Annotated in this window: 23 protein-coding genes, 1 pseudogene and 2 riboswitches; of the genes and pseudogenes, 14 read left to right on the top strand and 10 right to left on the bottom strand. The window is 43.5% G+C overall.

Annotated features, from left to right (window positions below; translation table 11 throughout):
• Positions 1–94 precede the first annotated feature (94 nt).
• From pfkA to pyk, 3 genes are all read left to right on the top strand, one after another.
• Entirely contained in the window at positions 95–1057 is a 963-nt protein-coding gene (gene pfkA, locus FTV88_RS02175) for a 6-phosphofructokinase (protein WP_153724192.1), read from the top strand.
• Positions 1058–1179: 122 nt separating this feature from the next.
• Complete coding sequence (locus tag FTV88_RS02170; RefSeq protein WP_153724191.1) at positions 1180–1395, top strand: hypothetical protein; 216 nt, start codon at positions 1180–1182, stop codon at positions 1393–1395.
• Positions 1396–1598: 203 nt separating this feature from the next.
• Positions 1599–3350, top strand: a complete 1752-nt coding sequence (pyk, locus tag FTV88_RS02165; protein WP_153724190.1) for a pyruvate kinase — start codon at positions 1599–1601, stop codon at positions 3348–3350.
• A gap of 81 nt (positions 3351–3431) precedes the next feature.
• On the opposite strand, the gene FTV88_RS02160 is transcribed toward pyk, so the two are convergent.
• Positions 3432–4232, bottom strand: coding sequence for a sulfite exporter TauE/SafE family protein (locus FTV88_RS02160; RefSeq protein ID WP_153724189.1), 801 nt, complete (start codon positions 4230–4232; stop codon positions 3432–3434).
• Between the two features lie 252 nt (positions 4233–4484).
• Here FTV88_RS02160 and FTV88_RS02155 point away from each other — a divergent pair, with 252 nt between their 5' ends.
• Positions 4485–5060, top strand: a complete 576-nt coding sequence (locus FTV88_RS02155; RefSeq protein ID WP_153724188.1) for an ANTAR domain-containing response regulator — start codon at positions 4485–4487, stop codon at positions 5058–5060.
• Between the two features lie 34 nt (positions 5061–5094).
• On the opposite strand, the gene FTV88_RS02150 is transcribed toward FTV88_RS02155, so the two are convergent.
• Positions 5095–6096: a patatin-like phospholipase family protein gene (locus FTV88_RS02150; RefSeq protein WP_153724187.1), complete on the bottom strand. Its 1002-nt coding sequence runs from the start codon at positions 6094–6096 to the stop codon at positions 5095–5097.
• A gap of 144 nt (positions 6097–6240) precedes the next feature.
• Positions 6241–6382, top strand: a riboswitch (molybdenum cofactor riboswitch).
• Between the two features lie 87 nt (positions 6383–6469).
• On the opposite strand from FTV88_RS02150, the gene FTV88_RS02145 reads away from it, so the two are divergent.
• The 9 genes and pseudogenes from FTV88_RS02145 to FTV88_RS02110 all read left to right on the top strand — a co-directional run bounded on the left by FTV88_RS02145 (position 6470) and on the right by FTV88_RS02110 (position 14569).
• The gene (locus FTV88_RS02145; protein ID WP_153724186.1) at positions 6470–6652 is read left to right on the top strand and encodes a hypothetical protein; all 183 of its coding nucleotides are present in this window, start codon (positions 6470–6472) and stop codon (positions 6650–6652) included.
• A 39-nt stretch (positions 6653–6691) separates the two neighbouring features.
• A complete protein-coding gene (gene moaA / locus FTV88_RS02140; protein ID WP_153724185.1) occupies positions 6692–7675 on the top strand; it encodes a GTP 3',8-cyclase MoaA in 984 nt (327 codons plus the stop codon).
• 24 nt (positions 7676–7699) lie between these two features.
• Positions 7700–8182 (top strand): annotated as a pseudogene (gene moaC, locus FTV88_RS15600) (cyclic pyranopterin monophosphate synthase MoaC); the annotation flags it as partial.
• 99 nt (positions 8183–8281) lie between these two features.
• Positions 8282–8695, top strand: coding sequence for an MOSC domain-containing protein (locus tag FTV88_RS15595; protein ID WP_207707936.1), 414 nt, complete (start codon positions 8282–8284; stop codon positions 8693–8695).
• Entirely contained in the window at positions 8692–9186 is a 495-nt protein-coding gene (locus tag FTV88_RS02130; RefSeq protein ID WP_153724183.1) for a MogA/MoaB family molybdenum cofactor biosynthesis protein, read from the top strand. Before FTV88_RS15595 ends, FTV88_RS02130 begins: the two co-directional genes overlap by 4 nt.
• Before the next feature lie 92 nt (positions 9187–9278).
• A complete protein-coding gene (locus tag FTV88_RS02125; protein WP_153724182.1) occupies positions 9279–9983 on the top strand; it encodes a hypothetical protein in 705 nt (234 codons plus the stop codon).
• A 160-nt stretch (positions 9984–10143) separates the two neighbouring features.
• Positions 10144–10683 (top strand): hypoxanthine phosphoribosyltransferase, encoded by a 540-nt coding sequence (hpt, locus tag FTV88_RS02120; RefSeq protein WP_153724181.1) that lies wholly within the window; start codon positions 10144–10146, stop codon positions 10681–10683.
• A 38-nt stretch (positions 10684–10721) separates the two neighbouring features.
• Positions 10722–12263, top strand: coding sequence for a glutamine-hydrolyzing GMP synthase (gene guaA / locus FTV88_RS02115; RefSeq protein WP_153724180.1), 1542 nt, complete (start codon positions 10722–10724; stop codon positions 12261–12263).
• A 236-nt stretch (positions 12264–12499) separates the two neighbouring features.
• Entirely contained in the window at positions 12500–14569 is a 2070-nt protein-coding gene (locus FTV88_RS02110) for a methyl-accepting chemotaxis protein (RefSeq protein WP_153724179.1), read from the top strand.
• A 104-nt stretch (positions 14570–14673) separates the two neighbouring features.
• Here FTV88_RS02110 and FTV88_RS02105 read toward each other — a convergent pair whose 3' ends face one another.
• From FTV88_RS02105 to FTV88_RS02085, 5 genes are all read right to left on the bottom strand, one after another.
• Positions 14674–16164: an N-acyl-D-amino-acid deacylase family protein gene (locus FTV88_RS02105; protein ID WP_153724178.1), complete on the bottom strand. Its 1491-nt coding sequence runs from the start codon at positions 16162–16164 to the stop codon at positions 14674–14676.
• 205 nt (positions 16165–16369) lie between these two features.
• Complete coding sequence (gene mgtE, locus FTV88_RS02100) at positions 16370–17458, bottom strand: magnesium transporter (RefSeq protein WP_153724177.1); 1089 nt, start codon at positions 17456–17458, stop codon at positions 16370–16372.
• A gap of 380 nt (positions 17459–17838) precedes the next feature.
• Positions 17839–18005, bottom strand: a riboswitch (M-box (ykoK) riboswitch).
• A 493-nt stretch (positions 18006–18498) separates the two neighbouring features.
• The gene (locus tag FTV88_RS02095) at positions 18499–20379 is read right to left on the bottom strand and encodes an ABC transporter ATP-binding protein (RefSeq protein ID WP_153724176.1); all 1881 of its coding nucleotides are present in this window, start codon (positions 20377–20379) and stop codon (positions 18499–18501) included.
• Positions 20351–22084 (bottom strand): ABC transporter ATP-binding protein, encoded by a 1734-nt coding sequence (locus FTV88_RS02090; protein WP_153724175.1) that lies wholly within the window; start codon positions 22082–22084, stop codon positions 20351–20353. The genes FTV88_RS02095 and FTV88_RS02090 overlap by 29 nt, the downstream gene beginning before the upstream one ends.
• A gap of 42 nt (positions 22085–22126) precedes the next feature.
• Positions 22127–22708: a VanZ family protein gene (locus tag FTV88_RS02085; protein WP_153724174.1), complete on the bottom strand. Its 582-nt coding sequence runs from the start codon at positions 22706–22708 to the stop codon at positions 22127–22129.
• Between the two features lie 358 nt (positions 22709–23066).
• On the opposite strand from FTV88_RS02085, the gene FTV88_RS02080 reads away from it, so the two are divergent.
• Positions 23067–23882 carry a polysaccharide deacetylase family protein gene (locus FTV88_RS02080; protein WP_153724173.1) on the top strand — a complete coding sequence of 272 codons (816 nt, stop codon included), beginning with the start codon at positions 23067–23069 and terminating at the stop codon, positions 23880–23882.
• A gap of 110 nt (positions 23883–23992) precedes the next feature.
• Here FTV88_RS02080 and FTV88_RS02075 read toward each other — a convergent pair whose 3' ends face one another.
• From FTV88_RS02075 to galE, 3 genes are read right to left on the bottom strand one after another with little or no spacing between them, the layout of a single operon-like run.
• A complete protein-coding gene (locus FTV88_RS02075; protein WP_153726468.1) occupies positions 23993–25081 on the bottom strand; it encodes a YkvI family membrane protein in 1089 nt (362 codons plus the stop codon).
• The gene (locus tag FTV88_RS15530) at positions 25071–25208 is read right to left on the bottom strand and encodes a hypothetical protein (protein ID WP_170285767.1); all 138 of its coding nucleotides are present in this window, start codon (positions 25206–25208) and stop codon (positions 25071–25073) included. The genes FTV88_RS02075 and FTV88_RS15530 overlap by 11 nt, the downstream gene beginning before the upstream one ends.
• Before the next feature lie 42 nt (positions 25209–25250).
• On the bottom strand, positions 25251–26246 hold the full coding sequence (gene galE, locus FTV88_RS02070; RefSeq protein WP_153724172.1) for a UDP-glucose 4-epimerase GalE: 996 nt from the start codon (positions 26244–26246) through the stop codon (positions 25251–25253).
• Between the last annotated feature and the right edge of the window lie 51 nt (positions 26247–26297).

Genomic DNA, 26297 nt, shown 5'->3' with positions numbered 1-26297 from the left:
TGCATAATATTTCCTGTCATGACGAAGCTGTTCTGAAATATCTTGGTGCAGGGCATGATAATCAAAAAAGTTGCCGACAGGAGGACAATGCGCGATGGTTACAAGAATTGGTATCTTGACCTCAGGCGGCGATGCACCTGGTATGAACGCTTGTATTCGTGCAGTCGTTCGTGCCTCTATTTATAACGGTTTAAAGGTCACAGGAATTATGCGAGGCTATGCAGGATTGTTAGCCGGAGAGTTTATTCCTCTCGATGTTGGATCCGTAGGCGATATTATTCATCGTGGGGGCACTATCTTACGAACAGCTCGTTCCATGGAATTCATGGAGAAAGCGAATCAAGACAAAGCGGCAACCATACTTGGCCAAGCAGGGATTGAAGGCCTCATTGTCGTCGGTGGTGATGGCTCTTTTCGTGGTGCCATGACGTTTATTGAAAGAGGCATTCCCGTCATCTGTATTCCAGGTACCATTGATAGAGATATTCCTGGAACAGAATATACGATTGGCTTTGATACAGCTGTGAATACTGTTTTAGACGCGATTAACAAGATTCGAGATACTGCCACGTCTCATGATCGAACCAATGTAATAGAGGTAATGGGACGAAGCTCTGGTCATATTGCTTTACAAGCTGGCTTAGCCGGCGGTGCCGAATCCATCTTAGTACCGGAAGTACCCTTTGATCTAGATAAGGTTTGCTTACGTCTTCTTCGTGGTCATGATCGAGGCAAGCTTCACTCGATCATACTTGTGGCGGAAGGCGTAGGAAGTGCTGTCAAAATAGGAGAAAACATCGAAGCGAGAACAGGCTTAGAGACAAGAGTTACCATTCTAGGGCATATTCAACGAGGAGGCAGCCCAACGGCTTTAGATCGACTTTGGGCCTCTCGCATGGGAGCGCAGGCCGTCGCTTTGCTCCTGCAAAAAAAAGGCGCTGTTATGCTCGCTGTAGAAAAAGGGGAGCTTGTCGAAAAAGACCTTGTTGAGGCGCTACAAAGTAAGAATGAACTGGATATGGGTCTTTATCAACTTTCTGGTGTACTATCTATTTAACAGAATCGAAACAGTCATAACACGATTTAAACTTTTGTTTAATCTTTCTTAACAGATTTTTTTGGCTTTTCATGGTATAATGTTTTCGAAATTGATAGTACATCGTGAGGAGGTGATGACCAATGATGAAAGAATTTGCTGCTTATGATCCAAGACCAGACGGTAGGCCTGTCTACATAGATGCGACATGCTCAGAATGTGGTGCTAGACTGGTCTTGCATGATTTATTGGTCAATCCCGAGATTCCAGTTGTCTGGCATGATGAATTTGCCTGCCCACAATGTCGAGATAGAGTATATGTCGATCAACCTCTCTATCAGAATAGCAAAGTAGGCTAAAGTTAATTTAGAAAGACGTCAATCACGAAGCAAAAAAACCAACTTAAAAATGTAACATCAACCAGGTAACCCGGAGGTCTTACTGGATGGAATTATCCACCAAAGACCTGCGGGTTTTATTATGGCCCTATAAAATATTCCGATTACAAAGAGGAACAATAGTAGTGAAGGACAGATTGGAATAGACAAAGGGGGCCAAAAGATTGTTACGTACAAAAATCGTCTGTACCATTGGTCCTGCAAGTGGAGAACATGCAACTCTTATAAAAATGATTAGAGCCGGAATGAGAGTCGCTCGTTTTAACTTTTCTCATGGCAGCCACAAAGACCATGAAAAAGCAATTAATGCCGTGAGAGCAGCAGCTCGAGAGACGAATGAGCCCATTGGCATCTTACTCGATACCAAAGGGCCAGAAGTGCGCATCGGTGTACTTGAAGAGGGCAAAGCGATCTTAGAAAAAGATAAAGAAGTATGGCTTTATCCAGATGATGGTAGAAAAGGCAATGAACAAGCCCTACCTGTTTCCTATGCTGCTTTGGCTCAGGATGTTTTTATCGGTACTACCATATTAATTGATGATGGTAACATTGAACTGAGGGTCTTGCGCATTGAAGGAAATCGGATCTTGTGTACCGTTGTTGGAGGTGGGGCAGTCACCAATCGTAAAGGCGTAAGCGTACCAGGGTTGTCCTTGAATATACCCGCCATTTCTGAAAAAGAATTGGCCGATATGGCTTTTGCTGTAAGACATCAAGTCGACTTTATTGCCATTTCTTTTGTCCGTGATAGTTCTGATGTGCTTGCCATTCGCAGAATTCTAGAAAGACATGGTGCATCCATTCAACTGATCGCCAAGATCGAAAATCATGAAGGCGTCAAAAACATTGATAGCATCCTCAAAGTTTCAGATGGAATCATGATTGCTCGTGGCGATTTAGGTGTTGAAATTCCCACAGAAGACGTGCCTATCGTACAGAAAGAAATTATCGAAAAATGTAATAATAGGGGCAAACCGGTAATAACAGCCACACAAATGCTCGACTCAATGATTCGCAACCCGCGCCCAACACGAGCGGAAGCAACCGATGTTGCCAATGCTATCGTTGACGGTACCGATGCCATTATGCTTTCCGGAGAAACAGCAGCTGGTAAATATCCTGTTGAAGCTGTAGAAATGATGGCTAGAATTGCCAAAAGAGCAGAAGAAATGCTATACCAGGATGAAAAACTATCGCGCTGTAAACATGCTAGCTTCAAAAATGTGACAGATTCAATCAGCCATGCCACTTGTGTCATTGCTTCTGACCTATCTGCCAAAGCGATCATCACCCTTACCAAATCAGGCTCTACAGCAAGAATGGTTTCAAGATACCGTCCCCGATGTAACATCATCGCATCGACGCCAGAAGAAGCTGTGACGAGACAATTGGCTATCGTCTGGGGCGTCGAGCCGATGAAAGTACGAGAAAGAACGGGCACCGATGACATGCTAGCAGAAGCGATAGAATCAGCACAGAAAGAGAAGCGTATCCAATCAGGCGATCTTGTCATCATAACAGCAGGCGTACCTGTTGGTGTATCTGGGACAACCAACATGGTCAAAGTCCATATCACTGGAAAAATCGCAGCCCGTGGAATGGGTATTGGAAAATTGACCTCTGTTGGAACAGTCGCACTTTGTCGCAACGCCAAAGAAGCTGAACAAGTAAAAGAAGGTCAAATTATCGTTACGCTTGGAACAGATAAAGAATATATTCCAGCCATTGAGCGCTGCAGTGGCATTGTCACAGTAGAAGGAGGACTCACCTCTCATGCGGCCATTGTAGGTCTTCACTACAACATTCCCGTAATTGTAGGCGTCCAAGATGCCATGGAAGCTCTTCAAGAAGGCATGGAAATAACTTTAGACTCAGAACGAGGCCTAATCTACGCAGGAACAGCCCAAGTGCTCTAAAGTCCCAATCATCTGTAACAACAAGCAAAAATTTTCTACAAAAAGAGCAAGCCAATATCGAGCTTGCTCTTTCTCTATTTCCTACTTCGTCAACAACTGAATTGCCAAAATAAACATCAAAATTGCAAAAATACGCATCAAGAGAGCCCCTTTGATTAAGGGAGCCAATCGAGCACCAACCTGTCCTCCCACGAGAGCCCCTAGTGCCAGAAAAAGAGCAGTCATCCACTGCACATTCCCTTGTGTAAAATGGGCAAAAGAAGCGACTAGGGTGGAAATGGTGAGAATAAACATTGAGGTAGCCGTTGCAATATGAGGAGGTATGCCCAATAACAAGGTCATGGCCGGCACATGGATAATGCCACCTCCAATGCCAAAAAGACTGGATAAAAAACCAACGCCAAAGCTTAAAAGCATCCCAAAACGAAGACTAAAGGAATATTGATGCTTTTCGCCACGAGCATCAATAAACTCTCTAGTCATTTTAGGGCCCATCCAAGCAGGAGAGCGATCTTTGGCAGGACCTTGGGGTCGAAAAAGCATAAAAAGAGAAACTGCGATTAGTAAGAACCCAAAGGCATTGTCAAAAGTTCGCTCTCCAAAGTATGGGATGATAAAAGCACCAGCTATTGCACCAGGAATGGTACTGATAGCAAAAGGAAGGCCTGTTTTGAAATCGATACGTTTCTGCTGATTATAAGCTAAAGAACTAGACAGTGAATTGAAAAAGATAAAGGTTAAAGAAGTTGCAACCGCCCAAGTAGGAGGGTAATCAAAATAGAGAAGTAAAAGAGGAATGACAACAAAGCCACCTCCAACACCTACGAGAGAACCAAGAGCACCGGCAAAAAGTCCAATTACTATAAGAACGAGGTAATCCATCGTTTTCTCCTCTAAAAATAATTCTTTATTCTACAATTATATCACAAGATATACTGTAAGAATTATGTATACATAAGCTGAAGCCTTTGACGTCTCCTTATTCTGTCGTTACAATAAAAGCAAGAAGAAAAAAAATCATAGGATATAATTACAAAACAGAGAATACAATCCTGATATGCTTCTGGAATTCCAGTGGTAGTAATGTCTAGTTATACAGACATGTTACAGTGATAACGATGGGGGCGAGAAGTTATGCACAGTTTGAAAGTTATTATTGGTGATAGCGATGAAAATCAACGCAAAGAGCTAAAGAAAATTTTGCATACACTGGGTCATTTTGTAGTGGGGGAAGCTAGGAGTAGCTTAGAGACTTTGAAAGTCCTACGTCGACTGACCCCCGATCTTGCTTTTATCACACATAACGCTTCGTTACGAGATGGAGAACATGTAGCTGAGATTATTGAAGAAGAAAGACTTTGTGCAGTCATTCTATTAGTAGAATCTAACTACATAGGAATGTATGGTCGATCAGAAAGCGAGACGGTCATTCCATATCTACGAAAGCCCGTAAATATTACAACACTAGAACCGATGATGAATATTGCTGTAAGTCGTTATCGAGAAGTAATCAAGCTTGAACAAGAAATTAACAAGCTTAAAGATACCCTAATGACACGTAAACTTGTGGAAAAAGCAAAAGGCTTGTTAATGAATCATCAAGGGCTCAGTGAAACAGAAGCTTTCCGGAGAATACAAAAGCAAGCTATGAACAAGCGAACGAGTATTAAGTCTATTGCCCAGTCTATTATTTTAGCCTATGGTGCATAAAAAAATCCCCCGGCCTATCGCTAATGTAGCGAAATCACGCCAGGGGTTTTTTTCTGCCATTGAAACGGATCTGTGGTTTCGATGGTATCTGTGCTTGTAAGTGATTAGATGATAGGGGCCGCTCTTTCTCTACTATTTTCTTTTTTGGACTTTCTAAGATTCGTCGAATTTCTGGCAATGCAGAAAGAGTCGTTTTATAGCCTGATTGAACGGCTCCATCAATTTGGCTAAAATCAAAAACAGACATCGTTACAGAAGGTTCAAGAACCAAGTCAGCACCTTCTTGAAGTGTGCGAAGATCTGTTTCATAGCCTAGAATATCTAAGGAGCGTAGCATTGTTTCAATCAAATTCTTTGTAGAATGACCGGGAAGATCAGGATTGCGCAAATTAACACAAATAACTTTTTCGGCGCCCAGTGCCTGGGCTATATCGGCAGGCAGATTGGAGCGAACGGCCCCATCAACAAGAGCCATAGAGTCCATATAAAGAGGTTGAAAAACACCAGGTACACCACAACTCGACCGAACGGCCCTCGCGATAGGTACATCATAAAGGAAACGCCGGTAAGGCAAAGGACGAAGAGGGGATAGCCCTTTTGGTAAAAAGCAGATTGAAGAACCAGTCACAAGATCGGTAGCCGTAATAACAACAGGCGGAGATGTACCATCAAGACATTGTTGATCCCAGATGCGCTCCAAAAGTCGTTCAAATTGTCGCCCACGCAAAATCCCGTTCGGTATACGTGGCCAAAGGGAAAGAGAAGGTTTTCCACAGATTTTATAAAAAAGACCAAGTAGAGCATGCCAAGCCCAGCGCCAGTCAAAGTCAAAAAGAAAATGATCATGATACTTTCTCGTAATAGACAACATCTCCGATGATGAATAGCCTGTTCCATACAAGGAAGCAACAAAACTACCAGCACTAACTCCAATAACCATCGAAGGCCTTAACTTCGCCTCTTCAAGAGCTTGAATAACACCAATATGAGCGGCACCTTTAGAACCGCCACCGCTTAGAACCAAAGCCCACTTCAAAGGATCACCTGCTTTAACTGTTCCAGTAGACTTATATTGCTACGCTATACTATGCCTAAACAGGATAAAAGGTTCTGGAAAAGTGTCTTTACTTCTTGACTTGAAGAAGAATAAGACTTAATCTGTTATATAAACAAAAGATCTAAATAGCGCATGTTCCGAGCCCTCTTGTCTACGGATTTCACTCTACGACAGCAGGGCCATCCTTGCCGTCAAAGGCAAGAACACGGTTTGGTGGGAAACGACCAAGCCTCCCTTTTTGGAAAGGAGCAGTCTACATGATAATGAAAGACCACTCCATCGCTACTAGGAGTTGGTCTTTTTGATTAGGCGTCATTTTGCTTACATAAATATAGAAGGAGGTCTTCATAAAATGTCCGAATTAACCAAAGATAAACTCAAAGAACGACTACAACAAGAAGCTTCTAAACAGGCTATCACCTGTGAAAAAGCAAGGGCTCTTGCAGAAGAATTACAGATTCCCTATGATCAAATCGGTGCCATGGCTGATGAGTTAGGCATTAAGATACGTGCTTGTCAATTAGGCTGCTTTTAAATAATCAGCGAAAGCTTCAAAGGAAAAGAGGTGCCCTTCATGCTCGACCGTTTTTCTCGCGATATTCACTACTTACGGGTATCTGTTACCGATCGCTGTAACCTTCGCTGTGTCTATTGCATGCCTGAAGATGGTATTTCCTTGTTAGGTCATGACGATATCATGACCTTTGAAGAAATGGAAAAGATGATCAAGGTAGCCGCATCTCTTGGCATTCGACGGGTGCGTATCACCGGTGGGGAACCTCTTGTTCGCAAAAACTTAACCTCATTTGTAGCTGCTCTAAAAGCCATACCAGGTATTGAAGACGTTGCCTTAACAACCAATGGTATCTTACTACCCCAGTATGCACAAGACTTGCGAGAGGCCGGTCTTGACCGTGTAAACATTAGTTTAGACACCATGCGCTCGGATCGCTTTCGAGATATAACGCGCAACGGTACCATAGAAGATGTATGGTCAGGTATTGAAGCGGCTCTCAATGCGAACTTTCATCCAGTCAAGGTTAATGTCGTTGTTATGGGATCGATAAATGATGATGAAATCGCTGACTTTGCCAGTCTCACCAAGCGCTGGCCTGTCCATGTTCGCTTTATCGAATTAATGCCCATTGGCGAAGGTGAACAATCTTTTCGCGGACACTTTGTTTCCATTGAAGAAATGATCAGCAAGATCAACCAGTCCGGCCAGAAGCTATACAAGCACGATGGGATTAAAGGGAGTGGACCGGCAACGTACTATACTTTAGAGAAAGCACAAGGAACAGTCGGTTTTATTAGTGCAATTTCCAAGCACTTCTGCAATAGCTGTAACCGCTTACGACTTACTGCAGAAGGGCAATTGCGGCCCTGCTTACATGGTGCAAAAGAAATTGACTTGAAGACACCTCTAAGACTGGGGGCTACAGAAAAGAAGCTACAGCTTCTCTTTATGCAAGCCATAAGCTCTAAACCTGATCAGCACTTTCTGTCTGATCAGGGCTGGGGAGGACAAGCTCGCATGATGTCACAAATCGGTGGTTAACTATATCACACTGGAGGAGTTCACTTGTCAGAATTGACGCATTTTGATGAACAAGGGCGAGCTCACATGGTCGATGTAAGCTCCAAAGCAGATACAGAGCGCGAGGCTGTTGCACGAGGTAGGATCAGCATGTCCAAAGAAACGTTCCAGCGAATTCGAGAAGGGCGCATAGACAAAGGAGATGTCCTCTCTGTAGCGCGTCTCGCTGGCATCATGGCTGCAAAAAAAACGAGCGACTTGATTCCACTTTGCCATCCTCTCATGCTCACAGGTGTCAATGTAGACTTCACCTTCGACGAAACCGCCTTTGCTGTTACCATAGAAGCAACGGTCAGAACAACAGGCAAGACGGGTGTAGAAATGGAAGCCTTAACAGCGACTTCGGCGGCCGCTTTAACCATTTACGATATGGCCAAAGCGATGGACAAAGCCATGGTCATCGGTGAAATTCGTCTGGTTGAAAAAAAAGGTGGTAAGAGCGGTCATTTTATAAACAAAGAAGCCATTGAAGAAAATAACAATAATAAAACAGTGATCAGTCCAGGTCCATCCGCAGAAAGAGAGGAAGGACGAATTGTTGCTGTTTGTAGCAGTGAGAAAAAAGGCATGCGTAAAAAAAATATTCACCAAGGCTTCTTAGTACCTGAATTTGGTTTGCAAGACGATGCCCACGGTGGGCCCTGGCACCGACAAGTTAGCTTATTGGCCTTAGAAAGCATTGAAAAAATGCGTCAACTTGGCCTTGATGTCCACCCTGGTGATTTTGCAGAAAATATTACGACAGAAGGCATTGATCTTCTTCGCTTACCCATCGGGAGCAAGATTCAACTTGGTGAAAGTGCTATAGGAGAAGTAAGCCAAGTAGGTAAAGAATGCCACCAACGCTGTGCCATATACTATCAAGCAGGCGATTGCGTTATGCCTAAAGAAGGTATTTTTATTAAAGTACTACAGGGTGGTTCGATCCAAGTGGGCGATCCAGTTACTGTCCTTTCGCGACCCGAGGTGATCAAGAAATGATCAGTGTTGGTGTTATAACGGCTTCCGATAAAGGCAGTCGTGGGGAACGAGAGGATCGGTCTGGCCAAGTTATTGCAGAGCAAGTAAAAACCATAGGTGGCCAAGTTGTCACCTATAAAATAGTACCCGATGAGCGAGCTATCCTTGCCGAAACAATGCGAAAAATGGCTGATGATGAGAAGGTCGATCTGATTCTTACTACAGGAGGAACAGGCTTCTCACCACGAGATGTAACGCCAGAAGCAACCTTAGATGTGATAGAAAGGCTCGTTCCGGGGATTGCTGAAGCCATGCGAGCCCAATCGATGAAAATTACAAATCGGGCTATGTTAACAAGGGGTGTAGCAGGACTACGCGGGAAAAGCCTTCTGATTAATTTACCAGGAAGCCCTAAAGCAGTTGCTGAATGTTTAGCTGTCATTATGCCAGCGCTACCTCATGGTCTAGCAATCTTAAAAGAAGAAGCAAGCGAGTGCGCGAGACCAGAGTGATAGGCGCAATGCGCTAAAAGTAACATAGTTCCCTTTCTTAGCAAATATCTTTCCTGTAAAGGAAGAGCTATAAGAAAGGGGGCTTTTTTGTTTTGAAGCGCTGGTGGGTACAATTGCTAATCGCAATTGTAGTTATGGCTTTAATCGCTGGGAGCGCTACAACATACTGGATCTATCACAAACGATGGAATCCTGAAGATCCACAAGCACTCGCAGTGAAAGCAATGACAGAAACTTTACTAAGTTCCGATTTTCGCTTTGAAAGTAGATTTTTTATACGTGTCGACGGAAGAGATGAACTGGTAAGTCGTTTTTCCGGAGAGAAATCAGAAGAAGGGCTTTTTCATTTTAAAGGAGTGATGCTACAATCACCAACAGAAATCTTTCTTGACGACAAAGCCTTTTATCTTTGGGATCCCTTGAAGAAAGGTTGGTATCGTGTTAATAAAAGCGATCTGGGGCAGCAAGATCTATTATTGAAAGAGATTAGCCCGCTTTCCTTACTAGAAATTAGTGAGATCAAAGAAGCTATGATTTCAGGTCGAGAAAAAATACGTGAAACCGATTGCCTTATTCTTGAATTGGATGCAGTAGCCGCCAACAAACTCTTGACGACGCTTTGGAAAGATTTTCAATATCGGATTTGGGTTAACCCCTGGAATGAAGTGATTCACAAAGTTGTAATAGAAGCAACCAGTCGCAATGCCCCAGAAGATCGACTTCATCTTATCGTAGAGTTTTGGGATTATGATCAGAAAATGGAGATACAACTGCCTCCTTTGATGAAGGAAGAGTAAGTGACAAATTACCCGAAGGATTGACAGCTTTTTTCTTTCCTTGGTATAATTTTTTAAAAGCTAGGTGAACCTAGCGTAAAATGAGACTTGTTGCTGACGGCCGGTAGTTCATGCCGGCCTTCTTTTATGATAGATGCAATAAGGAAAGGAAGGCGTTTTCATGGATCAAGTAATTGAGCGAGTCCTTCTTACGGAAGTAGAAATTCAAAAAAAGGTTGAAGAACTAGGCGCACAGATCTCAGCGGATTATGAAGGAAAAGATTTATTGGTAGTAGGTATCCTCAAAGGGGCTCTCGTCTTTATGGCGGACCTGATTCGTGCCATTCAAATTCCTGTTACCATAGATTTCATGGCCGTCTCCAGCTACGGACAAGGTGCTACGTCTTCAGGTGCTGTTCGGATTTTGAAAGACTTAGATAGGGCTGTTGAAGATCGTCATATCTTAATTGTAGAAGATATCGTAGATACAGGTCTGACGCTTAACTATCTGCTCGATAACTTGAGATCAAGAGGCGCTGCATCCGTGAAAGTATGTACCATCTTGGACAAGCCCAACCGTCGTACCATTCCCATTGAACCTGACTACAACGGCTTCGTCATTCCTGATGAGTTTGTTGTTGGCTACGGTTTGGACTACGCAGAAAAATACCGTCATTTTCCCTATGTGGCTATCTTAAAGAGAGAAGTCTACGAACGTTAAAGCAAGAGAGTTCTACCGAATTGAGAGGAGCGAAAAATTTGACACAATCTCATGAAACGGTACTGGTCTTAGATTTTGGTGGCCAGTACAACCAGCTTATCGCCAGAAGGGTACGGGAACTGCAAGTATACTGTGAAATGCATCCCTATAATATGCCCATCGAAGAGATTCAAGCCATGAATCCCAAAGGCATTATTTTTTCGGGAGGGCCTTCTAGCGTTTACGCAGAACAAGCTCCTACCGTTGATCGGGCCATTTATGAACTAGGTATTCCTATTTTCGGAATCTGTTACGGTATGCAATTAATGACTCATCAATTGGGTGGCAAAGTATCGAAAGCAGAAAAGCGTGAATACGGTAAAGCCGATTTAACGATCACAGCTTCTGAAGGTCTTTTTGCAGAGATCAATGGTGATATTCAATGTTGGATGAGCCACGGTGATAAAGTAGAAGCCATCCCAGAGGGTTTTGTCGTAACTGGGAAGACCGATCATGCGCCTTTTGCGGCCATTGGCCATAACGAACGCCGTTTTTATGGTGTTCAATTTCACCCAGAAGTCCGTCATACACCGCAAGGCATGGACATGTTACGACGTTTTCTTTTTGATATTTGTGACTGCACTGGCGACTGGACAACGGAGAACTTCATTGAAGAGCAAGTGCAATTGATTCGCAATAAAGTAGGCGATGGTAAGGTCCTTTGTGCGCTTTCTGGTGGTGTAGACTCTTCTGTTGCTGCTTTGCTTGTCCATCGTGCTGTTGGCGACAAGTTGACATGTGTCTACGTTGATCACGGCTTTATGCGTCTGAACGAATCAGAACGGGTCGTCAAGACTTTCCGGGAAGAGCTCGGTATGAACCTTGTTTTCGTAGAAGCTTCTGAAAGGTTTTTGAATAAAATTGCGGGCGTTTCTGATCCAGAAACAAAGCGTAAAAGCATTGGCAACGAATTTATTCGTGTTTTTGAAGAAGAAGCTACCAAACTGGGCAAAGTTGACTACCTTGTCCAAGGGACCCTTTATCCAGATGTGGTAGAAAGCGGAACTTCTACAGCAGCGACGATTAAGACCCACCACAACGTTGGTGGCCTTCCAGAAGATATGCAGTTTGAGTTAATCGAACCTTTGCGTGCTCTCTTTAAAGACGAAGTGCGTGCTGTAGGACAAGCTCTTGGTTTGCCTGAAGATATTGTCTGGCGTCAGCCTTTCCCAGGTCCAGGATTGGCCATTCGCGTTCTTGGTGCTGTGACCAAAGAAAGCCTAGACACTCTTCGTCTAGCCGATGATATCGTCTTCCAAGAAATCAAAAAAGCAGGTCTCTACCGCCAGATCTGGCAGTCTTTCGTTGTTCTGCCTACTACCGTTAAGACGGTCGGCGTCATGGGCGATGAGCGTACCTATGCCAACCCTGCCATCTTACGAGCTGTTACTTCTGACGATGCTATGACAGCCGACTGGGCTCGACTGCCCTATGAACTCATGGAGAGAATTTCTTCGCGTATTGTTAACGAAGTCGAGGGTATCAATCGTGTTTGCTATGACATTACCTCTAAGCCACCTGGCACCATCGAGTGGGAATAATAAGGAATCAGAAAAACCCTTTGCAGTTAATTTGCAGAGGGTTTTTCTATTTGTGCTTATTTCTTTTTCATAACATCACGTACCGAGAAGCCCGTCTTGAACAGTTCCCTCTTAGTAACTTTAATACAGGATAGGCGGACCAGCTAATGTCATTATTTTTCAATATGAAAAAGATCTAACATGTTATAAAATAAAGGCATAGGAAGTAGAGAAAGTAGAGAAGGGAGCTTTATTCGTTGTTACGATCAATACAAACAAAAATTATTGTAGCAATCGCTTCTTGTGTCACCCTTATTGCCGTTCTGATCGGTTCTATTGCTATCTTTAAAAGTATGGATGTCATTTATGCAGAAGCAGAAGAAAAGATGTACTACCTAACAGCCTATCACAGCCGCACCATTGATGACATTTTCAAAGAAGCCGAAAGCAGTGCCAACGATCTTACGAATATGACTCTTGTCAATTTGAGTATGCCTCAATTGATGGATGCAGACTACCTTACTTCAAGGTTGGGTCTCTTAGATGGAATGATCCGAGAAATCAGTATGAATACAGAAGGTTTGCGCAATGCTTATGTCTACTTCGCGCCAGATCATACACCAGGTTCAATGGTCCATGGAATTGGATATACTCGAATTGACAACCAATTAACGGTGCTGAACTTTACGGAGGAACGAAACTTTGACGCTTCCTTTTTTGCCAATGACTTGCCTGCCATAGATCGCAAAGGGCTATGGAGTGACTCTTTTGTTGATAAATACTCAGGTCAAGAAGTGATCCAGTTTATTCGTCCGATTTACGTAGACTATAAACTTGTGGCACTTGCAGGGATTGAGATTGATTTTCAAATCATTCGTCAACATGTTTTAGGTATTCATGTTTACGAGACCGGTGATGCCTTCATGCTTAACAAAAACTTAGACTTTTTAGTCAGTGAAAATTTTACGCTTGATCATAATTTTGCAACGATTGCAGATGGCTATTTTCAATTTGTCTGCGATACGTTTCTCAGTGAAACTGTGGGCATGGTAGAGTGGCATTTTGATTCAATCGATAAAATTGCTAGCTTTGAACATTTATCCAATGGTGCCATTTTGGTTATCACAACGCCCAAAAACGAAGTTTTTTCAGGCTTAAACAGTCTTACATACTTTTTGCTTTTTATAACAGTCGGTGGCATTGTAGTTAGTATTGTCGTCGCTTTCCTAGTAGGGAAAAGAATTTCATCACCGATTGTGAAAGTTACAGCGATGATAGATCGGATGGCTCAACTTGATCTCAAAGAAGATCAAGAAATTGAAGATATCGGTAACCGCAAAGATGAAGTTGGAACGATTGCTAGGGCGATTCTAACGACGCAAAAGCAATTGAAGATGATGACCAGACAGTTAAGAGGCTTATCCGATGGTGTAGAAAAGAATGCATCTGTTATCAACCAATTGTTACAGCAGATGAAAGAGCAAACGTCAGAGACAGCTTCAACCACGCTAGAGTTATCAGCTGTTATGCAAGAGTCGGCAGCGGCTACAGAAGAAGTTACAGCAACCATACAGACGATGGAACATTCTATTCATGTTATGCAAGATCAAGTTCGTGAAGGTAGCAATCTATCGAGTGAGATTCGTAAAAAAGCAGAAGTCATGCAACAGCAGACTCAACAAGCAACGACAGAAGCACGCCAAATTCATAGTACTGTAAAGAAAAAAGTAGAAGAAGCCATGGTAGAAGCGCAGAAAGTAAGCCAGATTAATCAATTAACAGGCGCTATTCTAGAGATTACCAATCAAACGAATCTACTCGCTTTGAATGCAGCGATAGAAGCGGCAAGAGCTGGAGAGGCCGGCAAAGGTTTTGCTGTAGTAGCTGATGAAATTCGCAAATTGGCTGAAGAATCTTCAGAAACAGCTACAGATATTCAAAGGATTGTCGATCTTGTGAACGCATCGGTTAAAGAACTTTCTACAAGCTCAGGACAACTATTGAAATTTATGGATGAAAAAGTATTTGCCGATTACCAGCGCCTCATTGAGGTAAGCGAGCAATACAACCAAGATAGCAATAAAACAAATCTACTTATGGAGGATTTTAACAAAACAGTTGAAGAGATCGACCAGTCCATTCATAATATCTCACAAGCTATGAATGAAATTGCTCAAACATCAGGCAATGGAACAGCAAGTATTGAAAAAATAGCCGATAAAAGCAATGAAATTACGCTGGCCATCGGTGTTATTGCTGGTAAAACAGAACAAAATGTACGATCAGTTGATGATTTGCAAGATTTATTAAAGCAATTTAAGAATTAATGTTGAGCCCGTAACAAAAAGCCTCCTCCTTTCTATAGCAAAGAAAGGGGGAGGCTTTTGTTAACTTTACTTTTGTCATCTACCGTGCTTACGATGAATAGGCTTTATAGCCATTGCCCTGCTAGTGCGCCTGTAGGAATTCCCTCGGCGATTGCTTCTACACCGTTGACGAAAAGATAATCAATGCCTTCTGATAACAAATCAGGTTGTTGACGAGTGGCACGATCTTGAATTTTTTCTAGATCAAAAACGAGCAAATCTGCTTTTTTTCCTACAGCAAGGGTGCCTCGATCGTGGAAGTGAAAGCGCTGGGCTGGCTGAGAGGTCATTTTGGCAATGGCTTCTTCTAAAGACAAGACTTCTTTCTCTCGAACATAGCGAGCAAGAATGCGAGGAAAGTTGCCAAAAGCTCTAGGGTGATTTACGCGGCCATCTTCATAAAGGCCACTATCACTGCCTACAAATATACGTTCTTGCTGTAGTGTATCAATCAGATTGGCTTCTGATATGGATACACGATTGCTACCAAAGTCCCAAGATGAAAAATCGTAAGCATAGACATCGCCCCACAGGTCAATGCCTTCGGCAATCGCCCCATGGAAGCGCTCCATCAAAGGTTTATGCTTATGCCAGTTTCTTTCAAAAAGTGCTTTGACATGACCGTATTGGATTGCTACATCGGTTTTGCGTGCTACAGTGATTACTTCATCAAAAGCTTCTAGAAGCTGATCCGATTCACTGCGCAGGTGGACTGCTAGTACTTTATCAAATTCTTTCACGACTCTTGCGTAGACCTCAAGCTCTTCTGTCGTTATCGCTGTTTGCGGATAATATTCTAAGGCCACAGAAAAGCCAGGTGCACCCGCAGAGAGGGCATCGCGCAATAGAGAAGCCATGGCTTCAATTTGTGAGGGGCTGGCTTTCTGATCTTCTTCACCAATGACAAGATTTCGCAAATTTCGATAGCCTACAAGTTGACTGTAGTTGAGGCCAAGAGGTCCAAGCTCTTTTTGGAATTTGGCAATGGAAGGAACTGAATTACCACAGTTTCCACCGATTTGGGTTGTTATGCCTTGTAATAGCCTGATTTCAGCTTGCGGATTGGTGCCCAGATATCTTTCGTTGTGACTATGTACATCAATAAAGCCAGGCGTTATACATCGACCTTCCGCGTTGATGATCTTGCAATGAGGGGACAACAGAAAAGGTTCCTTTTCATTCGCCATAAAAGTAAAGCTTTCGTTATGAAGACCGGCCATAGACTGCGTAGAATCGGTGTTGTCTTGATGACCACTCGTATCAGAAAGCTGGAGGCTATGGAAGAAATCATTTTCTTCTCTAAAAAGAGCAACAATTCGATCGCCTTCTATGGCTACAGCACCCCTATAAGGAGGCGCCCCTGTACCGTCTACAATCTTTCCGTTCCAGACTATATGATCCCACTGCACTGGAATTGGTTCCGGTGCTCTGGAGCGATTGACGGCCCCTAGATCCTGAAAAGCAAAGGCGCCTTTTCCAAGGGCAAAGCCTGTTCCAGCTGTTACAACAGCAAGACCTCCATAGAGGAGGAATTTGCGCCGGCTAAAATCTTTCATAAAATCGTCCTATGCCCCCTCGTCCTTGACTTTATAGCAGTTTTCGACATTGAATCTATCGACTCCTGCTTGAAAGTGCATAAGAAAAGGGATTTAACTGGGAATTGGCATAGGAATGTTGAAACTAGAGAAAAAAGAAGCTATAAAAAAGAAAAAACCCGCCCTTGTAAAAAGGCAGGGATTTATATTGTAATCTCATCCTTTGCTACATCATACCAACATAGCCAAGATACCATGTGGCAATGGAGAAGTAGATCATGATGCCCGCAATATCAGCAATCGAAGTAACAAGAGGACCGCTGGCCGTAGCAGGATCAAACTTGAGTTTATTCAAAGCAAAGGGCAAAGACATACCAATTAGGCTACCTACAATAACGACAATCTGCATCGTTAAGGCAACAACGACAGCCACTTCTGCACCACCACGATAGAAACCAATGCCAGCAACAGCAAGACCCATGGCCAGACCAAGTAAGCCAGAAACAGCAAGTTCTTTACCTAAGAAACTAGCCCAATCGCGTAGCTTTACATCGCCTGTGGCGAGAGCACGAACCATCATCGTTGCCGATTGGGACCCAGCATTGCCGCTACTTCCGATCAGTAAAGGAAGAAAGAATACAAGGGCAACCATGGAAGCAATGGTATCTTCATAAAAAGCAATGCCTGTGCTAGAAAAGATGTTCATAAAAACTAAGACAAGCAACCAACCGACTCTTTTTTGAAAAAGCAGTGAAACACTGGCTGTTTTTAGACTTGTTTTTAAGGCACTCACGGAAGCCATTTTATGAAAATCTTCTGTTGCCTCTGCTTCTACAATGCCTAGAATATCTTTGGTATTGATAATACCAAGGAGCTTCCCTTGATCATTGACAACAGGCACAGAGAGAAACTCACGACTTTGAATGATCTGGGCAACTTTTTCACGGTCTTCGTTTACATGCACAGAGATCACATCAGGACAGGCAATCTCGGCAATCTTTTGATTTTCCGAAGCAGTGAGTAAATTACGAATCGGTACGATGCCTTTTAGTACTTGCCATGAATCCACAACATAGACATAGTACTTGCTTTTTTGACCAATCTCATTTTGACGCAAAAATTGTGTTGCTTCTGCTACGGTAAATTCTTCTGGCACAGCCAAGAAGTTGTCGCGCATAACGGTGCCAACAGATTCAGGGGCATAGGTATCAGCTGTCTTCGTAGCATCAATGGTTTCTGTAAAGTGAGTGTGACGAAAAGTTTCTCGATCCTGATCTGCAGAAGAAAGACTGTGAAAAGGAATCGCTTTTGTCATCAAAATCACCCCTCCTGTCTTTTTTCGAGCAGGAAGGTCTCGTCCTAACTTACATCTATCCTGTAATAGGCGTGAGGACTTTATGAGACGTTCCTATGAAGTTATAGAACAGTGTCCTCGCCGGGTCTGACTCGGTACTCATAAAGTCCTCACCTCCTACTAGTCATGACAACATTGTCTGAAATCAAAGAATTATTACGTCATTTTGAAACTTGAGATATACTGTATACTATTTAAACCCTCACAGAAAAAGTGAGGGTTTAAATGCGTTCACGAAAAAATAAGATTGTCTCAATTTTGCTGCCTCTTTGTGCTATCATTAAAAAGGGGCAATGCAAAAAAGAAGGATTGCCATCCTTACGCAGACAACCTTATGTTATGCATACCTCACTCGTTGAGCTTTGGCACTGTACAGCCTGGGCTGAAAAGCCCGGTTACGTTAAAGAGGACCTTAGGCCGATCCTCTTTGTTAACCACATTGGCGTCTCTCGACATTTCTGGGCAGTAACGTATCTCTGTACAGGAGCCTCACCTAACAGAGGTTATATTAATATTTTGAACAAATTGACTGTAGCACACAGAATAAATCCTGTCAATCTTTTTTTGCAACAGATCGTATTGACTCCTCATGCCCCCACCACAAATTACCTATTTTCGTGCTAAGGCCCCATGCCCACTTGGGCACAACCAAAGATGAAAATGCTATTTTCGTACTAACCCCTCATGCCCGCCCGGGCACAACCAATGATGAAAAATCTATTTTCGTATTAACCCCCCTTGCAAACACAATAGGTAGTTGCGTATAGCAGGAAGTTTCGCCAAGCTATTCCGACGGAAAGTAACAATCAGCAAAAAGCCATCTGGGCCTGGGCATCACGCTTTCCGGAGCGGGACTTGGGACCTCAGCTGTCGCCAGCTTGCTGGCGGTAACAGCGTGGGACCAGTCCAGAGCGGACGAAAGCGTGATGCCCAGGCCCCTGCACAAAGTAACCCCAACGTAATCAGGAAAAGTCTGAAGGCCCATAAAGGATAAAGCCAGTTCACCCCGCAAACTGACTCTGATACAAATCCGCATAAAACCCTCTCAAAGCAAGAAGCTCTTGATGAGTCCCTTTTTCAATAATATCCCCTTGATTCATCACCAAAATAACATCAGCATCTTTAATCGTAGAAAGGCGATGAGCAATAACAAAGCTAGTCCGATTTTTCATCAATTGCTGCATCGCTTTCTGAATCTGAAGCTCTGTTCGTGTATCGACACTGCTCGTTGCTTCATCTAATAGTAAAATTTTAGGATCAGCAATAATGGCCCGAGCAATCGTTAACAACTGCTTTTGCCCTTGAGAAATATTCGATGCCTCTTCTTGGAGAACCGTCTTATAGCCATCAGGCAAGGCGCGAATAAAATCATCAGCATAGGCAGCCCGCGCCGCCGCTTGAATCTCCTCGACGGTTGCATTCTTTTTCCCATAGCCAATATTCTCTTGAATCGTACCGCTAAAAAGCCACGTATCCTGCAGCACCATGGCAAAGATACTTCGAACTTGTTCTCGTGACAAATTCGTCGAATCGACGCCACCAATTCGCAATTGTCCCCGATTGATCTCATAGAAACGCATCAGCAAATTGATCAGTGTTGTCTTTCCAGCTCCTGTTGGACCTACAATTGCGACCGTTTGACCCTCTTCGATATCTAGATGCAAATCTTTGATCAGCAAACCATCGCCATCACTAGCGGTAAAGGTATCAGCATCGTAGCCAAAACCTAGGTGATGAAAGGACACATTCCCACGAATCGCCTCGATATCAATGGCCGAAGCTTCTTCTTTTTTCTCCTCTGCTTCATCTAATAAAGAGAAAATCCGTTCTGCAGAAGCGATGGCGTTTTGAATCATCGTCGCAATGCTGGCAATTTGCCCCATAGGTTGCGTAATTTGTTGCGTATATTGAATAAAAGCCTGCACATTTCCGATTAAAATGCTGCCATTGACGACCATCAAGCCACCAACGATACTCACAAAGACAAAGCCTAAATTTCCAATAAAAATGACCAAAGGCATCATAATGCCAGAAAGAAACTGAGCACGCCAACCAGCTTCATAGAGACGTTCATTCATTTCATCAAATCGTTCAATCGCTTGCTCCTCATAGCCAAAAGCTTTGACGATAGGATGACCTCCAAACATTTCTTCCACATGGCCGTTTAAATGCCCCAGTTCCTTTTGCTGGTTGCGAAAATAATTTTGTGAATAAGAAGCAATGAACCGTACAGCCAACAAACTGAGCGGAATCGTGATAAAAACAACAAGCGTTAACAAAGGGCTAATCAGCAACATCATTACAACAATGCCAACGACAGTGACAGAAGAGGTAATGATTTGCGACAAACCTTGCTGCAAAGAATTGTTGATGTTATCAATATCATTAACAGCGCGGCTCAACAGATCGCCCGTAGAATGCTGATCATAATATTGCAAGGGGACCCGCGTTAACTTACCTTTTAACTCACTTCGTAAAGTAGCGACGGTTCGCTGGGAAATGCCCGCCATTAAATATTGTTGTATAAAAGCAAAAAAGGAGGCAAAAAGGTAAAGAACCACCAAGATCATTACAACTTGGCCGATAAAGGTAAAATCAATGGGGAGGCCCCTTGTCACACTTTCAAAAATCGATGTCGTAGCACTTCCCAATATAACAGGGCTGAGCACATTAAAAAGGGTAGACAAAAGAGCAAAAACCGCAACAGCCACTAACTTCTTGCTCTCTGGCTTTAAGTAGCCCGCTAGACGCAACAGTGTTTTCTTAAAATCTACCTTTTTACTAGCCCCTTCTTTTTCTTCTTCTATTACTTCATCTGCTTTTGCCTCATTGCCTTTTTGCGCAACTTTCGGCTTACCTATAGGTCCCTTCCTCCTTCTCATGCTGCGACTCTACAATTTCTTGATAAACTTTATTTTCTCGCAACAGTTCTGCATGCGTCCCTATGCCTGCGATTTCACCTTTTTCTAACACAACAATTTGATCAGCCTTTTTTACCGTACGAATCTGTTGCCCTACATAAATAATGGTCCTATCCTGAATAAACCTTTTCAATGCTTTGCGTAGCTTGGCCTCCGTTTGGTAATCGAGTGCAGAAAAAGTGTCATCAAAAATATAGATCTCAGGCTTACGAAGGAGAGCACGAGCAATGGACAGCCGCTGCTTTTGACCACCCGACAAATTCCCACCGGCTGGTTGAACCATGCTATAGATGCCCTTTTCTTTTTCATTGACAAAATCAATCGCTTGGGCCACTTCTAGCACTTCGAGAACTTCTTCATCGGTTGCCTCCGGCTTTCCGAAGCGAATATTCTCTGCAATCGTTCCAGCAAATAAAGCTACTTTCTGCGGCACATAGCCTATCTTTTGTCGCAACTTTTTTTGCGTCATCTCCTTCGTATCAACACCATTGATGAGAATCGTCCCTGATTCGGGGTCATAAAAACGAAGGATCAGCTGGACTAAAGTCGACTTTCCCGCGCCAGTACCACCAAGAATCGCCGTCGTTTCTCCCGGCTTTGCAACAAAGGAAATGTTCCTAAGGGCAGCTCTCTCTGCTCCAGCATAGCGAAAAGTGACCTTTCTTAATTCCACCCAACCCTTTTTTCCTCTATCCGATGTCTCTACCTCAGGGTCTCTAATCACCGCTGTAAACTCTAGAACTTCTTGAATGCGCTTCGCGGAAGCTTGTGCTCGGGGAATCATAATAAAAGTTATCGACAACATGATCAGAGACATGAGAATCAACATAGCATATTGTAAAAAAGCCATCATATTCCCGACCTGTGTCAAGCCCTGATCAATCCGAACAGCACCAAACCAAATGATCGCAATACTCGTAAAATTCATGATGATCAAGATAATAGGGAAAAGAAAAGCGAGAATTTGATTCACCTTGGTCCCCGTATCTCGAAAAGCCTCATTGGCCTCATCGAACCGCTTCCTATCATCGTCGACCCTATTAAAAGCACGAATGACCCGAACACCTGTTAAACTTTCCCGAATCACCAAATTCAAGCGGTCTGTCCTTTGCTGCAACGTCGTAAAAAGAGGAATGGCCTTACGGGCAATGAGAAAAATGACAAGAATCAAAAGCGGCAAAGCCACCAGGAAAATTAGAGAAAGAGTGGCCTCTCTGGTGACCGCCAAAACAATGCCTCCAACTAGCATCAAAGGCGCTCTTGTCATAATACGCAGCAACATATTTAACACATCTTGCACTTGCTTGATGTCATTGGTCGTTCTCGTAATTAACGACGCCGGTCCAATCTGATGAAAGCTCTCCAACGAAAGATGCTCGATATGAACAAACAAATCTCGCCGAACACTTTTTCCAAACTCCAGCGAAACCTTCGCCGCTATGTAAATAACAGCAATCGTAAAGGCAATCGCCAAAATCGAGACAGCAATCATCAGCGCACCGGTTCTCAAAATATAAGGAATATCTCCATTCACAATCCCCACATCAACAACATTCGCCATCAACGTAGGCAACAGCAATTCGAGTAAGGTACTTATGAACGTTAAGATAAGGATAAGTACAATAGAGAGGCGATGGGGTTTTAAATATTTCAAAAGTGCTAACATAGATACGCCGAAGCCACCACACCTTTTTCATCTACCCAGTTACTAGGAGTCTTTACTGACAAGGACCTTCTTTACATCAACCCAATGATAGACTTTGGACAACCCGTGGGCTAAGAAAACACCAAGAAGTACACCAAAAGTATCAACAACGATATCTCCAACTAAGCTCGAGCGGCCTGGATCAAAGTTTTGAATATACTCATCTGTGATCGCTATCAACATGCCGATTGCAATGGGAGTGCCTAACTTGCCCGATACGATTCGTCCTATCGTTAGACGCAAAAGAAAGCCAAAAACAAAATAAACGGAAAAATGACCAATTTTACGAGCTACAAACTCCCTCGATATATTTTCAGTGGGACGATTGTAGATCATGCCAAATTGTTGCATCAATTTTTGCTCTATATTATGAAAGCCACCCGCTTTCGCGAGGGCCCATTGAATGGCTTCTTGTTGCTTTACCTGATATAAAGCGGCCTCTCGTTCATGGGTAAGTACGGAAAAGCTAGATTGATTGCTCGTGTGAAGCAATGCCAATAGCCAAATTGAAAGGAAGAGCCAGCTTAGCACTATAAAAACTTTTGTAACCTTCGCTTTGCGGGGCATCTCCGATGGTTTTGACATAAAAAAAGATTCCTCCTCTCTCACCTACAGAGGAAGCAAGAATAAACAACTTTATACATATTATAGAACATGCTCTATAATATGTATACGTAAGAAACACAAAGGAACGGTGTTCTCCTAGGAACCTAAAGGGACAAGCTGTGCCCTTGATCAAAGGCATCGCCGTAACACAAGGGGACGGTTTCTGACTAGGTCATGAAAAATGACCGAGCAGAACCGTCCCCTTGTCGTATCCACCAGAAGGAAAAGCCTTAAAATACGTAGAACTAACAAATAATTCCCGTCATAAAACCTACTGATTTCCTTACAAAAAGCTTTTTAGCCTTTGGAAAATCCCATTCAAGAAAGCGTGTGAAAAATGAATAGACGCCAAGCCATAGCACTTCTACTTACAGTACCTTTATTCACCGTAACAAAAACCCCAAGTGCTTTCTCTCAAGAAATAGAGATAGAAGTGGAACAAGAAAAGGTACTTATCCTAGCCTACCACCATCTTTCTGAAACAATGCAATCATGCTCCACCATTCATCCCCATGATTTTGAAGAACACCTTAGAGTCTTACAAAACAACCATTGTAATATCATTCACTTTAAAGACTTTTGCCGTTGGATTGAGGAGGACGACTTTGCACTCCCTTCCAAATCAGTACTTATCACCTTTGATGATGGCTATGCTTCTTTTTATGAAAAAGCCTTCCCCTTGCTCCAGCAATATAACTATCCTTCCACACAATTCATCATCGTCGACCAGATCGACAAAGAAGTACCCGATGCCATTCCCAAACTGAGCTGGGAACAGATTAACGAACTAGAAGCGACAAATCTCGTCGAGATTCAGTCCCACAGCTATGACGCCCATTACTTTGACAATGGGCAAGCACGACTCGTTACAATGACAGAAGAAGAACTTCATGTCGATTTCTTTCGAGCTCGCCATTACATAAGATTTCATATGAATCAACATATCAACAAAAGGGTTCACGCCATTTCCTATCCCTTTGGCATATATAACCAAAAGGTAGTAGAAGCGGCTCAACATACGAGTTACCAATTTGGATTTACAAGCAACGGCAGCTACGTCATCAAAAACCAAACCAACACCTTAGAAATCCCTAGGATCAGCGCCGACAACCTAACAGCAGCGCAGGTAGAAGAGCTTCTAGGGGACCTTTGAAATAAATACCAAAGCAGTCCTATTTCAACTAACACAAAGGGACGGTTTCTGACTTTGTCATAAAAAACGACAGAGCAGAACCGTCCCCTTTTTTCACCAATTTCCAACCTTCAATCCTTCCGCCGAAAAGCCGGCTGAAGCAAAACCCACCGTTCCCGGCCATAACCCAAAAGAAGACCAGCCAGCATCAAAAGACCAGCATAACCAACAGCCGGATAAAGAATCCGAATCAAATTGGTAAAACCAAACTGGCCCGCCACAAAAGCGCCAGCTACCGTACCAAGCAAGATCCAACGAAAACTAGGACTTTCCTGACTCGTCAAACGGCTCGCAAAGCCAAAAAGACTCCCCACAGCCGTCGTGAAAATCTGCAAAAGCAATATAATACTATAGGCAATCTGCACAAAAGGCGTAAACTGCGCTGCAATAAAAGCCATAGGCACTTCATAAGCAAGAATACCTGGAAGATAGGAAATCACAGTCAAAAAAATAGCTAGCGAACCAACGCCCAGGCCCAATCCGCCCCAAAATGCGCCTTGCCGTAAGGTCGATCGATCAAGCACATGCTTCCCCATGGGCGCAAGAACAGCCACAGCCAGAACCAGATTATAAGAAACATAGTTAATCGCCGACAAAGGCCAAAAAGGCACAGGCGCCTGCCGCGGATCCGTAGCTTGCCCCACAACAGCCCAGTCCACAGGATGAAACCACAAAGTCGCTATAAAAATGCCCAGAAGCGAAAGCAAAAGCAAAGGCACCAAATAACTAATTGCCGAAATTACCGCAGAAATTCCGACCATCACAACGGCCAGAGTCAGCCCCAACAACAACAAACTCCCGAGATAAGAAGAAAGGCCAAACTGCTCACTAAAAACAGCACCGGCCCCTGCCGCCATTGCCGTAAGAGCCCCAAAAAGAAAAAAAGTAATCACGCCATCAATCAAAGTCCCCAGCCAGCGCCCACCGGCATACTGAATCACCTCACGGTGAGAATCCGCTCGCAAGCGCTGGCCCAACTCCAAGATAACATAACCAAAAAACATAAACAGAAGCGTAACCAAAGCAATCGCAACAATGCCGGACGTTCCAAAGAAAACAAAAAACTGCAAAACTTCTTGCCCCGTAGCAAAACCAGCCCCAACAATGGTACCAATATAAGCCCCGGCCACTTTCCAAGAAGAAATACCGCTACGACTCATTCTCATCCCAGGACAATCTGATCACTTTCGTAAAATCGCCCTTCTTCTTCTCACGACGACGGGCCCCCGCATCCAAAGCACCATCTTCATCACCCGGCGCAATCGTCGGTTTCTTATCTTCACTCAATGGGCAACACCTCCTCAAGTTATATTGCCCCCATTGCAGCTCCTACTTTCTAGCAAAGCGCCAAGCTGTTTCAATAATCGTTTCTAAGTTATTATGTTCAGGTTGCCACTGAAGGACTTCTTTCGCTTTTTCATTAGAAGCGACCAAAACAGCAGGATCACCAGGGCGGCGAGGACTCCATTGAAGAGGGATGGGGTGCTGGGTGACTCGGCGCGCCGTTTCAATTACTTCAAGGACCGAATAACCAGAGCTGCTGCCAAGGTTCATGGGTCCAGAGCATATGTCATTTCTAGAAAAACCGCTTTTTTCTGATGCTCTTAGGTACTCCAAAGCTTGCATGTGAGCCTTTGCCAAGTCGGTAACATGGACATAGTCGCGAATACAAGTGCCGTCAGGCGTCGGGTAGTCGTTGCCAAAGATTTGCAGAGCTTCTTTTTCTCCCAATGCAACTTTCAAAATATTGGGAATTAGATGCGTTTCGGGATCGTGCATTTCGCCGCTTCTCCCTTGGGAATCAGCGCCAGCCGCGTTAAAGTAGCGAAGGGAGATCCATTGTAGGCCCTGTGCTTTTTCAAACCAGGGAAGCATGTCTTCGATAAGTTTTTTAGAAAGTCCGTAGGGATTGGTAGGTTGAAGGGGATGATTTTCATCGATAGGAAGAGCCCTTGGTTCGCCATAAACAGCCGCTGTAGAAGATAGAATAAAATACTTTACGCCTACTTGAGCCATTGTCTGCAGCAACGTTGCTGTTTTGGCTGTATTTGCCAGAAAATAGGTGCCCGGCTCTTGCATTGATTCTCCTACGAGACTGCGAGCAGCAAAGTGCATAACACTATTTATGCCGTAACTTTGAAATACTTCTTGCAAAAGCGTACTATCCCCAATATCTCCTTCAATAAAAGGCACACCCGATGGGAGCAGTTGATGAAAGCCTGTACTAATATCATCAAGAATCACAACATCTTGACCAGCATCCCGGAGGGCTAAAGCCGTGTGACTGCCAATATAGCCAGCACCACCTGTAATAAGAGTTGTCATCGTAATTTACCCATCTCCTTTGTTCCTATCAATAATCTCTTCAATAATTTG

The sequence above is a fragment of the Heliorestis convoluta genome, from assembly GCF_009649955.1.
In the GTDB taxonomy this organism is placed as follows: Bacteria; Bacillota; Desulfitobacteriia; order Heliobacteriales; family Heliobacteriaceae; genus Heliorestis; species Heliorestis convoluta.
The sequence above is the reverse complement of the archived record's forward strand: the minus strand, read 5'-3'. Positions and strand labels throughout refer to the sequence as shown.

Bases quoted from the DNA above. Each gene is read 5' to 3' on its own strand.
- pfkA (WP_153724192.1), top strand. From the start codon at position 95: ATGGTTACAAGAATTGGTATCTTGACCTCAGGCGGCGATGCACCTGGT.
- FTV88_RS02170 (WP_153724191.1), top strand. From the start codon at position 1,180: ATGATGAAAGAATTTGCTGCTTATGATCCAAGACCAGACGGTAGGCCT.
- FTV88_RS02160 (WP_153724189.1), bottom strand. From the start codon at position 4,232: ATGGATTACCTCGTTCTTATAGTAATTGGACTTTTTGCCGGTGCTCTT.
- FTV88_RS02155 (WP_153724188.1), top strand. From the start codon at position 4,485: ATGCACAGTTTGAAAGTTATTATTGGTGATAGCGATGAAAATCAACGC.
- FTV88_RS02145 (WP_153724186.1), top strand. From the start codon at position 6,470: ATGTCCGAATTAACCAAAGATAAACTCAAAGAACGACTACAACAAGAA.
- moaA (WP_153724185.1), top strand. From the start codon at position 6,692: ATGCTCGACCGTTTTTCTCGCGATATTCACTACTTACGGGTATCTGTT.
- FTV88_RS15595 (WP_207707936.1), top strand. From the start codon at position 8,282: ATGCGTAAAAAAAATATTCACCAAGGCTTCTTAGTACCTGAATTTGGT.
- FTV88_RS02130 (WP_153724183.1), top strand. From the start codon at position 8,692: ATGATCAGTGTTGGTGTTATAACGGCTTCCGATAAAGGCAGTCGTGGG.
- hpt (WP_153724181.1), top strand. From the start codon at position 10,144: ATGGATCAAGTAATTGAGCGAGTCCTTCTTACGGAAGTAGAAATTCAA.
- FTV88_RS02105 (WP_153724178.1), bottom strand. From the start codon at position 16,164: ATGAAAGATTTTAGCCGGCGCAAATTCCTCCTCTATGGAGGTCTTGCT.
- mgtE (WP_153724177.1), bottom strand. From the start codon at position 17,458: ATGACAAAAGCGATTCCTTTTCACAGTCTTTCTTCTGCAGATCAGGAT.
- FTV88_RS02095 (WP_153724176.1), bottom strand. From the start codon at position 20,379: ATGAGAAGGAGGAAGGGACCTATAGGTAAGCCGAAAGTTGCGCAAAAA.
- FTV88_RS02090 (WP_153724175.1), bottom strand. From the start codon at position 22,084: ATGTTAGCACTTTTGAAATATTTAAAACCCCATCGCCTCTCTATTGTA.
- FTV88_RS02085 (WP_153724174.1), bottom strand. From the start codon at position 22,708: ATGTCAAAACCATCGGAGATGCCCCGCAAAGCGAAGGTTACAAAAGTT.
- FTV88_RS02080 (WP_153724173.1), top strand. From the start codon at position 23,067: ATGAATAGACGCCAAGCCATAGCACTTCTACTTACAGTACCTTTATTC.
- FTV88_RS02075 (WP_153726468.1), bottom strand. From the start codon at position 25,081: ATGAGTCGTAGCGGTATTTCTTCTTGGAAAGTGGCCGGGGCTTATATT.
- galE (WP_153724172.1), bottom strand. From the start codon at position 26,246: ATGACAACTCTTATTACAGGTGGTGCTGGCTATATTGGCAGTCACACG.